Here is an 11074-nt window from a genome sequence, read left to right as displayed (position 1 = left end):
CTGCTCCGCAGACACGCCGCGCCGCCGCTGCGCGGCGGAAGACCGGCACCCTCCGGGCGCCGACCGCCCCCATCCGGGGGCGGGGCCCCGGCCTCCGGCCGGGGCCAACCGGTCCTACTGGGCTGCGGTTTCCCCTCTCCTCGGTCTGCGGCCCGCCCCGTGGCCGAGGTGAATGCGTGTCCCCTCCGGGGCCACACTAGGCGGGCTACAGGATGGGGATGGGCCTGCCCGGTCGGCTTTTCCAGTATGCACATGGGGGTGGTTTTTGGGGATCGGGGTCACTCCCCCGCACTGTCCGAGAGCGTCCCCTGAGTCGTACTCAGGTATGCACGAAGGGGTGCCAATTGGGTGCTCGCTGCTCTCCCCCGCACGGCCGGACTTGTACCGGCCGTGCTATTCGGGGAACGGCGAGAAGAGGGGGGCGCCTTCCCGGGTTCTTGTTGAGGTACGGGGTGTCAGATTCGTTTTCTGCTTCCCGGTTGGGGACTGCCGTGATTTCCTAGGCTGCCATTTCCCGCAGGAGGTAGAGCAGCCGGTCGGCGCGGCCCGGCGGCACGGGTTCGGTGAACCGGCCTTCGGGGGTGAGGGCGCCGCGCCACCACATCGCGTCTTCCCGCAGCGCCCACACACGGCCGGCGGCGGTGAACGGGTCCGCGGCGCCCTGGCTTCGCAGACCGTCGGCCAGGGGCGAGGAGCCTGTGCCGCCCCACACGATCACGGCTCGCCCCTCCAGCACCGCGCAGAGGCGCTGTACGCCGCTGTGAGGGGACCTCGGCGCCCTCGGGGACGGCCACGGGGCGCGGGCGCCGACCAGGCGCACACACGGCCGCGAGTGAACGCCTGGCCCCATCCAGGGCGGTGACCGTGACGGCCGAGGGGGTGCGGCGGGTGCCGCCGGGTGTGGTGCCGCGGTCGGTGTAGTCGACGTGCACGACCGCCAGACACTCGCCGCCAGCTACAACCTTCGCCGAACCTGTTGAGTCTTGCCTGGTACCCCGGCGATTGATGAGCTGGACGCGGATCGGAGACGCATCGTGAGCGCAGTCGTTTACCTGGATCAGAACCACTGGGTGACCATGGCCCGGGCTCGTTATTCGCGGGGCAAAGTCGACGTGGCTGAGGAGCTCGAAGCCGCCGACGCGATGTGGGAGTTGGTTGGTGCGGGGCAGGCGCGGCTCCCGTTGTCGAGTGCACACCTGGTCGAGACCGTTCACGGGGGTACCAAGGAGCGGCGTCGTCAGCTTGGTGAGGCCATGCTGAGTGCCTACGGTGGTTGGCACATGCTCAATCCGATTGTCGTACGTCGGCTCGAGCTCATCAGGAGCTTTGAGAGCAAACAGATACTGACTGCCGGGGATGTCTTTACCGCCGCTCCGTATTCTCCTTTCCACACCTATGCGCCCAGGCTGGACGAGCACGAACTGTCCGAACCCCAGCAGATGGCACTCGCATTGAGCTGGCGAAGTGCGTGGCGGGCCGTGATGCTGGAGGAGACTCTGTCAGAGCGGGATTTAGAGCGCACGGACGCCCTCATTTCGGCGTGGGCGAACGGTCTCGGCAGACTGGCGCAGTTTATTCATGAGAACCCAGCCGAGCGCGATATGCGCTTGGTGACCGTTCAGCACATGCTCGAAGATCTGACGTTGGACATCGCTCAGGCATGTTTACACGCAGAATTGAGCCCTGCGCAGGCGCTCCAACATATCGGTCCGGAAAACGTAGTCAATTTCTTCTCTGGGCTGCCTTTTCTCGGCCGAGTAATGGAGATAATCCAAGTCCGTCTTCGCAGTCCTTCGGACTCCTGGGTGAACCATGACCTAAATGACGTGCTTTTCCTCGCGTGCGCTGCGGGCTACGCGGATTTTGTGGTCGCGGAGAAGAAGACCGGTCATCTCCTGCAGCGCGCCGACCGGTTCCTCGGTTCTCGAGCACAGATACATCTCAACTTGCGCTCTTTCGTGCGAAAGTTCCGGGACGTCTCTTGATGACCTCGCCCTTGCCGTAGTCCTTATCGCGTCCACTCATCCCCGGCGGCGGCCTCGCGCGGTGCACGGGTTCGGCTGGCCGCCGGAGTCCTGCCGTGAGCGGCAGCAGCGCCGGCTGGAGGTGGCTGACCTTGCCATCGTGACGGTCTCACCCACGAACGCCGAGTACCTGGCATCGGGGGGCAAGCCGGAGTTGGAGGCACTGTTCGTCCCCCGGCAGCTACCGCCCGCCAAGCCCGCGCCCAGCCGCTGCGCGACTGGATCCGGGCGCGAGTCGGGGCGTCGTAGGACGGTGACAGAGCGCTCACACGCCCTGGGGTCTGGCCGGGGCTTGTGGCAACCCTTGAAGGCCCGTCTGGACGTATAAAGGCCGCAGCCTCATTCCGAGGCAGCGGGGCCCTTTGGCATTGGTGGTCAGGTGAGTAGGCCGACGTCGTGCGCTTCGCGAGTCTGGGCGGGCGTGAGTTTTTGCCTCTTGTGGTGGCTGCGGGTGTTGCTGCGAAAGACGCCCAAGCGGATGCGGTGCTCGCCTCCGTCGACGTCGGTGACGGTTTCGGTGTGACCGCGTGGGACGCGTAGGTGACCTTCGCGTGCCTTGAACTGGCGGGCGGCGGCCAGGTTGGTTTCCCACCGGGTCGCCCCGGCGGGCACGGCCGGAGCAGCGGGAAGCGCCGCTGCCGGGGCAGGCTGGACGCCCAGCTCGACGAGGCGCTGCTGCTGGCCCTCTTCGAGGGTGTGCCAGATGGCGGGCTGCTCAGCCAGCCAGGCGCCGATGTCGTCTCCGCCGAGACTGACGCCGGGCTGGAGCTCGGCGAGGGTGGCGCCCTGGGAGATGAGCCAACGGGCCTTGGCGCAGTGGCGCTGCCACGTGGGCGACCAGGTGGGGTCCCAGTCCGGATCGATAGCTTCCAGCCACTCACGCCGCGCCTCTGCGCGGGCGCTCTTCTTGCCGAGGCCACCGGGTTTGCGGGCTTGGTGCAGCCGCTCCCCGATCGCCACACCCGCGAGCACCGCGTCACGGGGTGCGGCGAGGGTGTGGTGTTCGGCGTAGTAGAGGGCGCACAGGTCGAGGAACTCGGTGAAGCTCTGGTCGCGGGGGTCGAAGACGAAGCCGGCCTCGGCCAGGAGCTCGGTGCGCCAGTCGGCCAGGTCGCCGGCCCGCCAGGCGCGGCGCTGCTCGGCCGCCCACTGGCCGACCGGGTAGGCGATCGCGTGGTCGCCGAGGTCGACGGTGGCGGTGTAGGGCACGCCTGCGTGCCCGTGGGCGGTCGCGAAGGCGCGGACGGCCTCCAGGCCCGTGAGCCAGGCCGTCGACTCCGGACGCAGGACGCGGGTGCGCACCAGCCGGGCGATCTCGTCGGCTTCGCGGGGGCGGCGGGAGAAGTGCAGCAGGGCCAGCTCGGCCCCTTCACCGCCGTTGGGCTCCTCCTGGGCGTGGTCCTCGTCGGCCGGCTCGCCCTCGGTGGGGGTGTCGGTCTCTCGCGGGTCTCCGGCCGGGTCGGCGGCCAGAACATCCTCTGGTGTGCCGCTGCTGCGGCCGGCCGGACGCAGCGCCAGCTGCTCGACCTCGCGTGGATCGAAGGAGCGCAGCGCCCGCAGGACGGTCACCAACGGCTCGAACGCGGCCGTTGCCGCCATGTCCCGTCCTTCCTCCTCGGGGCCGAGGAGGACGGGCACGACCAGGCGGGCCACCTTGCCCTCGTGCGGCTTCTGGCGCAGGGCGCGGCCGACGGCTTGGACGATGTCGACGGGGCTGCTGCGGATGTCGGCGAACAGGACGCCGTCCAGGCCGCACCGGCCCGTGATGTCCGTGCCCTCGCCCAGCAGGCGGCAGGTGCACAGGATGCGGAACTCGGTCTTGTGGCCCTCGGCGTCCACCCCGTTGGCGATCTGGCCGAGGACGGCGCGCTGGTGGGCGGCCGGGTGGAGGCCGCACAGCCACTCCCCCCACACCTCCCCCGGGAAGCGGCCCGTGGCGCGGAGTTCGTCGGCCGCGTCCGGCAGGCCGCGGGCGAAGGAGAGGGCCTCCTGGGTGCGGGAGTGGAAGGACAGCAGGCTCACGATGCCGGCGGTTTCCATGTGGGCGAGGGTGGCGGCGCGGATCGCCCCCAGCCGCGCACCGCGGCGCTCCTCGAGGGAGGCCTCGTCGGCGGGGGGTGCAGGGTCGCGGATCTCCAGGACGTCGATCTCGAAGCTGGCGAGGACGCCCTCCTCGATGGCCTGGCCGAGGGGGAAGGTGAAGCAGGGCTTGCCGAACACGGTCTCGTCGTCCATGGAGGCGACGAGCGCCTCGACGCCCCCGCTGTCGGCGTCGGCTGTCCAGATGCGGGGTGTGGCGGTCATGTACAGGCGCCGGTCGGCGGGGATGCGCTGGTTGTCGTGGATGATCGCCCACGGTTTCGTGGCGAGGCCTGCGGTACGGTGGGCCTCATCCACGATCGCCAGACCGAACCCGTCGAGCCGCTGGCCGAACGCGCCGGCCAGGGCACGTTCCAGCACCCCGGCGACCGCCCGCTCCTCGGCCGCTTCCTCTCCCTCGTCCTCGGTGGCCTCGTCGCCGGATGGGCGGGCGACCAGAGAGTCGTAGGTGGCGAACACCGTCGCCGGACCGTCCCCGGCCCACATCGCGAGGCGGATCGGGTTGGTGGTGCAGCGCACGTCGAGCTCGTCGGCGAGGTAGGCGCGCATCTTCGGGTCGCGGTCCAGTGAGCAGACCGCCACTGCGGGGCCGCGCATGCCGTACTCGCGCCACTTGGCGACCGTCTGCGTGAGCAGGTTGAGGGTGGGGACGAGGACCAGGACGCGGCCGCGGGGCTCCAGCCGGCGGGCCATCTCGTAGGCAACCAGTGTCTTGCCCGACCCCGGGGCCGCGATCACCTGCGTGCGCAGACCGGTTGCGGGGATGCCGCCGGGCGGGGTCTCCAGAGCGAAGACGGCCGCGTCGACGGCCTCCTTCTGCCGGCGCCGCAGCTCCACCGGCTCGTTCGTGCCGGTCTTCTCCACGTGCTCGTCCTCTCCTTCGCGAAGGGTCCGTGGCTCAGGCGGAGAAGCCGACGGAGGTGGCGTACTCGTACTGACCCCACTGGGAGCCCAGGTCGGTGAGCTCGTCGTCCCACGCGTCGGCGAGGGCGTCGTCATCACTGGCGGCCCAGGCCTCGACGATCCGGTCCCAGGAGCGGATCCGCAGCCGGCGGAAGCTGGCGGTGTCGGTGGCGATGACCCGCTTGCGCGGCTCCGCGACACCGGACTGGTCCAGGGGCTGGATCTCCACACGAGTTCCGCCGCGGGCGTTGAGGCGCGCCAGCAGGTGGCGGGCGACGTTGCGGCGTCGGTAGGAGTGGTAGGCGGCGTCGATGCGGGCGAGGTTGGCGCGGGAGGGGGTCTGTTTGTGCTGGAGCCAGCGGCGCAGTGTTCCCCGTGTGACGGTGATGCCTGCTTGGCGCATGGCCTGGTAGCCGGCGGGTGAGTTGGTGAGGTAGTTCAGGCGGGCGTTCAGTCCGCGGCGGGTGGTGGCCGGGGAGCGGATGCCGCCCTCTATCGCGAGGCGGTCGAGGATCTCGCCGGCGAGTTGGGCGCTCTTGGTGCCGTGGGCGCCGTAGAGGCCGAAGTTGAGGTTGCGGTCGGGCATCAGTTGGCCTCCCGCTCGCGGTAGCTGCCTGCGGCTGTCTTCTCCAGGCGGTAGGTGTGCTTGGGTTTGACCTCGGTGACCTCACGTCCCTCGGGGAACAGCAGCGTGTTCTTTCCCGTCATCCGCGCGCCTCGCCAGTGGCCGGCGAGGTGGAGTTCGTCGGTGCCCATCACGCGCACGACGGTGAGGCCGGCTTGGTGGGCGGCCCAGGCTTTGCGCCACAGGTTGGCGAAGGCCTGGGAGCGGATGAGGTGCATCCAGTCGGTCCGGTAGAGGTCCCGGTTGTAGTTGGACTCCCCCATCGTGGAGACGAGCTTGGAGTACATGGCCTTCACGTATTCATACCCCGCCTCGCCTTCGGCCGAGTGCGCGGCCAGGGCGCGGGTGCGGACCTGTACCAGGGCGCGGCGCAGGGTTTCGAGGAGTTGCTCGGTGGAGCCGGAGGTCCATGATTCGTGGATCAGGGGCCGCTCGCACAGGCTTGCCTTCGGGCTGGCCAGGCGCAGGAGGAGGCGGAGGGTGGATTCGGTGATCCAGATTTGTCCGGGTTCTTCGCGGTCGCCGAGTGGGTTGGGCAGGTGGGGGTGGTTCCAGGCGGGTGGGGTGATCAGGTGGATGCCGGAGCGTTTGGTGTCGTGGGGGGGTCCGCCGTTGTCGGGGCCGAGGTGGTGTTCGAGCTGGCCGATGGGTAGGTGGGTTTTGAGTGCGCTGAGGTAGGCGCCGTTGATGTCCAGGGCGGTGACCGTGGCCGCCTGGTCGGCGAGCGGGTCGAGGACCTGGGGTGGTGCGGTCCAGCGGGGGCGGGCTTCCCAGATGTCGTCGGCGTCCTGTCGGCCGCGTTTGTGGAGGATGTCGGGCAGGTCGGGGTAGTTGCGGAAGTCGTACCGTCCCCCGGCCCGGCTTTGCTCCAGCAGGGCCATGACGTCAGGGATGGCGGTCTTCTTCAACGCGGCGACGGCCTCTTCGGTCTCTCCGCCGGCGTCCGCGAGGGCAGCGTGGACCGTGCTCTCGATGCGCTCGACCAGCTCGCCGATCTTCCCTCCGTCTTTGTGTACCGCGGCCGAGTCTGTGCTGGAGCCACCCTTGGGGCGTGCGGAGCCGGCGGGCGTTGCCGGCCGAGGAGCCCGCCTCGGGCCGGTGGCAGCGGGTGTGGCGCCGCGGGCCTGGGGAGGGGTGGGGGTTGTGCCGGGGGGCGGTGTGGCGGGCTGCGGTGTGACAGGGGCTGTGGCACAAGCGGTGGTCGGGGAGGCGGGCTGGTCGAGCAGACGCAGGTGAGCCATGTCCAGGGGGACTTCGACGGTCGCGAGGGTGCCCAGGTCTTGCGCGGTGACGGTGATGCGGGCGGTGCCGGTGTCGTGGGGGCGGGTCAGATGGAAGGTGCGGTCCGGCTCCAGCTGGGTGACCAGTTGCGGGTCGTCGGTGTCCAGTAGCACCACCACAGCGGCCTGCCGTTCGGCAGCCAGACGTGTCAGGGTCTTCATCGCGGAGGGAAGGGCCCGGCCCGAGAGCGGGGTGGCTTCGGTGCGGGCGTGCTGGAGCCGGTCGACCACGACCAGGCCCAGCCCCTCGATGCGGGAGGCCTCCTCCGCGATGGCCTGCGCGGTCGGCTCCGGCCGGGTGAAGGCCAGCGGCGCCGTCCGCAGTCGGCCGTCGGCATCGGTCACGGCCTGTCGCTGGCCCGGAGTGAGGGTGCCGGCGGCGAACTGGGCGTAGGGCACGGGGGCTTCGGCCGCGATCAGACGTCGGGCCGCCACCTGCAACGGCACCCCGGAGAGGGCGTAGAGCACCGGGGTCGGCTGCTCGGTATCGAACGCGGCGGCGCGTGCCGCTTGGAGGGGCAGGAGGCTGCCGCCCGCGTTCGGCGGTGCCACCACCAGCGTGAGACTGCCCCGCGGCAGTCCGCCGCTGGCCCGGTCCAGCGCTGTGACGCCGGTGGAAAGCCCGGTGGGCGGGGTGTTGTGGAGGAGGCCGTCGAGGACGTCTGCGAGGCCGGTGACACCCGTGGCGGTGTCAGGCCGCGGTGGCTCGGCCTGGGGGGTGGCGTGCCGGGTGACGGTCGCGGCGGGCCGGCCTCCCGCGGTGAGGACTTGGGTGGCCTCTTGCGCCGCGGCCACCAGGGCGCCCAGTTCCTGACGCGCCCTGGTGCTCGGCCACACCGGCCCAGGCGGCTGCGGTCCTTCCAGGCGGCGCAGCACGGCGGCCTGCCGGGACTTGGTGTTGACCAGCACGGTCTCCTCACCGTGGCCGAGGCGTTCGATCACCTCGCTCCACTGCTCACGAGCCTGCGAGAGCGTCACATCCACACGAGCCTCCCCCTTCCGGTGCCCCATTCTATCTCGGTAGATGCTGTGTAGGTACGTGTATGAGATGCCTGTTGGCGGTGCGGTTCCCGGGGCGGACTGGTGCGCGTGGCCGTGAGCCCTCCCGGCAGTCGTCCAGCCGAAGACCACGCCGCCGGGTGTCGACTACCACCGCCTCTCGCACGAGGAGCAGCAAGGGGGTCTTCGACACTCTCCTCCTGGCTGGCCTGGGCCCGGTCACGCGGCAGGAGCGGCCACTGGTGGGGTATGTGGCGGCCCGCAGGTGCCGGGAAGACCGCGGTCGCGGACCTGGTGCAGCACTCGCTTCCGGCTGCCACCCGCCCCAGCAGCCACGCCTTCAAGGCCGCCCACCCGGACTACCTCACCCTCCTGCCGGAAGACCCGCACGAGGCCGGCGCGGCGGTCCGCACCGGCTACCGGGCCCGGCAGAAGACAGCAGAGGATCACGTACGCGCGCAGCGCGGACACAAGGTCTGCGAGGCGGCCGACGCCCCAGGGGACTACGCGCACGCATCGAGGAGGACCATGCGGCGGGCCACGGGGTGGAGGTGGTAGTCCCCGCGGTCCGGCGCGCCGACAGCCGCCAGGGCACCGCCCAGCGCTACACCACCGCGCTGCTGAACGGACTGCCCGCCCGGTTCACCACCGCCGTGGGGGCATGTGACCGCTGCGACGAGGGCACCGCCGAGACCGTGACCGCCCTTGAGGCGCACCCGGCGTTGAGGGCGCTGCCGGTCATCTCCCGCGACGGGCGCACCCTGGAGCGTCAGACCACGCCGCGGCCGCGCCGCGCGTCCTGAGCCTTCACCGCTGAGCGCCACCGCCCCTGCACCGAGGACGAAGCGCGCCGCTTCGCGGCGCGTCACCGTCGTGTGCTGCTGGCGCTCCCCCAACAACCGTCGCGAACTGGAGGAGATCGCCGCGCCGGCACGTCCCCTGATGCCCTCCGGTGTGGCACCGCGCGCTGTCAGCCGCGGCGGTGCTCAGGCGGTCGCGCTGCCGCTGCCCGCTTGATCCTTTTTTCAGCTTCCGCTGTCGTCCCCGAGCGCCGAGCCGCCACCCAGGTCGCTGGACTTGTTGGGTTGCTGTCTCTCGGGAGGCCGCAGCTTGGGTTCGCCTGTCTCGGAGGAGCTGATCTGGTCGCTGAAGGCGAGACGGCCTCCCCCATGGTCGACCACGACCGTGTCGCCGTCCTGTACGGCTTTCTCCACCAGGTCGGCGAGTTCCTTCTCGCTCGCATCGGGGTGGTCTTGGGCTATGCGTCTGCCCAGCTCGTTGTTGTAGAGGTCCATGGCTTCACGCTCGGGTGTGTTGCCGGGCCTGGTTTCATGGGTGGTGGCGTACTTCTCGGTCCACTGGGCGCCGTACTTCTTCGTCATCAGCGCGTTCCAGTAGGTATGGCGGAAGGCGTCGTTGTGGTTGTCGTTCCTGTCCGGCTTGCCGCCTCGCATGTCGGGCGCGAACCGGTCATCGGCGGTGTCGAACGCCTTGCCCTGCACGTCCTTGAAGTCCTTCAGGCCTGCGAGGCCCAGCCCGTCGAGCATGTCCGCTTCCCGCGCCGTGACACTCTCGTTCATGCCCAGAAGCCCGGCGCCGGCGTGCAAGATCCAGTTGCGGGGGTATTCGACCAGGCCGTCCGGGTCGGGGTCGACCTGGTAGTCGCGCAGGATCCGGTCCAGATCCTGTCTGGTTCCCGGGGGCGTGTATTCGACTTTGTCGGGATTGCATGCGTGTGCTCCGGCCGCGTGGCCCTTGGGGTGGCTCGACGGCAGCGATGAGAGCCCTTTTGATCGCGACATCCGCCTCGTTGACGGCTTCGAGGGCCGCGTCGATGCTGGATTGCCACTTCGCAGTCTGTTCGTCGAGGGCCTCGGCGTAGGTGTGGTCGTGGCCTCTGGCTACGCGTTCACCCTCGTTGAGCTTGGTGGTGTCGAGGGTGACTCTCCCGTCCCCGTCGACACTCATCTTGTCCTCCTCCGCGGCCTTCACCCGCCTGCCGAGGGTCCGCTTTCTGTCTGCCAGGTCGTCGTAGGCCTTGGTCAGCAAGGTGGCGATGTTCTGTGCCTGGTGCTTGGCAGCGCCGAACTGGCCCGAGGAGACGCGGGCGACCTCGTCGTAGCTCACTCTCGCCACGCCCGCCCAGGAACTGCGGGCCACCTGGCCGCTCACGCGGGTGTTGTAGTCGGTGTGCAGCTCGCCGAAACGCTTGCCCATGCGCCGGAAGGCCGCTGCGGCATCATCCAGTGCACTGGCGTCGGCGGTCATGATGTCGCGGAAGGTGAGTGTCATCGCCCGGGGCCACCTGCCCTATCCGGCCGGCCGCATGCCGGTGGGCTCGTTGCCGGGCAGGGTCGGCAGGTAGGAGGGGTCCGAGCCGGCGAGGAGTGAATCGTGCACGAGGCCGTCTCGCGACTGGAAGAGCACGCGCACTCCGCGCAGTGCGTCCCGCTCGCCTTGGAGGCGCTGTTCGAGGTTGCGGACCTGTTTGCCCCATTGGCGCAGCACGTGCTCGACGCCCTGCCATGCCTGCCAGTCCTGCATCGTGCCGCCGGGCTGGGCCCGCTCGCTGCCCAGCATCCCCGGCGCCGGGTCCTCGGACGGTTGCCCGGCCATGGCGCCTGCGCTGCGCAGATGTGGGAGCAGTTCCTCATCGACGTATTTCGCCGAGGCCTTCTTCGCCGCGGGGTCTGAGGCCAGGCGGTCGGCTCCCCCGGGCCCGGTGTCTCCGCCGCCCGCCGGAGCCGCGGAATTGAGCTGCATCCGTGTGTGCTGCCCCGCCTGCGCCTGCGAGACAAGTGCGCCCCACTCCGCCTTGAACGAGTCCACCGCGAACCCCCACACGCTCCGTGACACTCCGTGACGTGGTCATGATGTCCCCGTACTTGGTCGCGTTCCCTTGAGCGCAGCGTAGGCGTGAGCCTGCTGGGAGGACGGCACCATGCGCCCTCTTGGGACCGGACAGGATGAGAGCACAGAGAAGGCGACTGTGCGCTGAAGTGGAGGCCTGTCATGGTCAGGGCGTGCCATAGTGCCGGGCGACCGTGCAGGGTCGAGCCGCGGCCGGAGTTGTCGTGCACTCGGCAGGGAGGAACAGAGGCGATGACGAAAGCCGGAGCAAGACCGATATCGCAGCGGTGGAA

Annotated in this window: 9 protein-coding genes; 3 read left to right on the top strand and 6 right to left on the bottom strand. The window is 70.0% G+C overall.

The window, feature by feature from the left end; translation table 11 throughout:
* Window positions 1-499: 499 nt before the first annotated feature.
* Window positions 500-718 carry a hypothetical protein gene (locus DQ392_RS33810; protein WP_114019526.1) on the bottom strand — a complete coding sequence of 73 codons (219 nt, stop codon included), beginning with the start codon at window positions 716-718 and terminating at the stop codon, window positions 500-502.
* 316 nt (window positions 719-1034) lie between these two features.
* Here DQ392_RS33810 and DQ392_RS33805 point away from each other — a divergent pair, with 316 nt between their 5' ends.
* The gene (locus tag DQ392_RS33805) at window positions 1035-1985 is read left to right on the top strand and encodes a hypothetical protein (RefSeq protein ID WP_114019525.1); all 951 of its coding nucleotides are present in this window, start codon (window positions 1035-1037) and stop codon (window positions 1983-1985) included.
* A gap of 414 nt (window positions 1986-2399) precedes the next feature.
* Here the strand turns inward: DQ392_RS33805 and DQ392_RS33800 are convergent, their stop codons facing one another.
* Genes DQ392_RS33800 through DQ392_RS36065 form a run of 3 tightly spaced genes read right to left on the bottom strand, consistent with a single transcriptional unit; the run spans window position 2400 to window position 7916 of the window.
* Window positions 2400-4988 (bottom strand): DEAD/DEAH box helicase, encoded by a 2589-nt coding sequence (locus DQ392_RS33800; RefSeq protein WP_245982318.1) that lies wholly within the window; start codon window positions 4986-4988, stop codon window positions 2400-2402.
* Window positions 4989-5022: 34 nt separating this feature from the next.
* The gene (locus DQ392_RS33795) at window positions 5023-5613 is read right to left on the bottom strand and encodes a transcriptional regulator (protein WP_114019523.1); all 591 of its coding nucleotides are present in this window, start codon (window positions 5611-5613) and stop codon (window positions 5023-5025) included.
* On the bottom strand, window positions 5613-7916 hold the full coding sequence (locus DQ392_RS36065; protein WP_181856689.1) for a DnaB-like helicase C-terminal domain-containing protein: 2304 nt from the start codon (window positions 7914-7916) through the stop codon (window positions 5613-5615). Before DQ392_RS36065 ends, DQ392_RS33795 begins: the two co-directional genes overlap by 1 nt.
* 264 nt (window positions 7917-8180) lie before the next feature.
* On the opposite strand from DQ392_RS36065, the gene DQ392_RS34725 reads away from it, so the two are divergent.
* Window positions 8181-8489, top strand: coding sequence for a zeta toxin family protein (locus tag DQ392_RS34725; RefSeq protein WP_181856688.1), 309 nt, complete (start codon window positions 8181-8183; stop codon window positions 8487-8489).
* Complete coding sequence (locus tag DQ392_RS34720; RefSeq protein WP_220182691.1) at window positions 8483-8734, top strand: hypothetical protein; 252 nt, start codon at window positions 8483-8485, stop codon at window positions 8732-8734. The genes DQ392_RS34725 and DQ392_RS34720 overlap by 7 nt, the downstream gene beginning before the upstream one ends.
* Window positions 8735-8956: 222 nt before the next feature.
* Here the strand turns inward: DQ392_RS34720 and DQ392_RS33780 are convergent, their stop codons facing one another.
* Together DQ392_RS33780 and DQ392_RS33775 are read right to left on the bottom strand one after the other, a co-directional pair.
* Window positions 8957-9733 (bottom strand): DUF6973 domain-containing protein, encoded by a 777-nt coding sequence (locus DQ392_RS33780; protein WP_114019520.1) that lies wholly within the window; start codon window positions 9731-9733, stop codon window positions 8957-8959.
* A 508-nt stretch (window positions 9734-10241) separates the two neighbouring features.
* Window positions 10242-10775, bottom strand: a complete 534-nt coding sequence (locus tag DQ392_RS33775; protein WP_114019519.1) for a hypothetical protein — start codon at window positions 10773-10775, stop codon at window positions 10242-10244.
* Window positions 10776-11074: the final 299 nt, after the last annotated feature.

Origin of the sequence: Streptomyces reniochalinae (genome assembly GCF_003323735.1) — a bacterium.
GTDB lineage: Bacteria > Actinomycetota > Actinomycetes > Streptomycetales > Streptomycetaceae > Streptomyces > Streptomyces reniochalinae.
The sequence above is the reverse complement of the archived record's forward strand: the minus strand, read 5'-3'. Positions and strand labels throughout refer to the sequence as shown.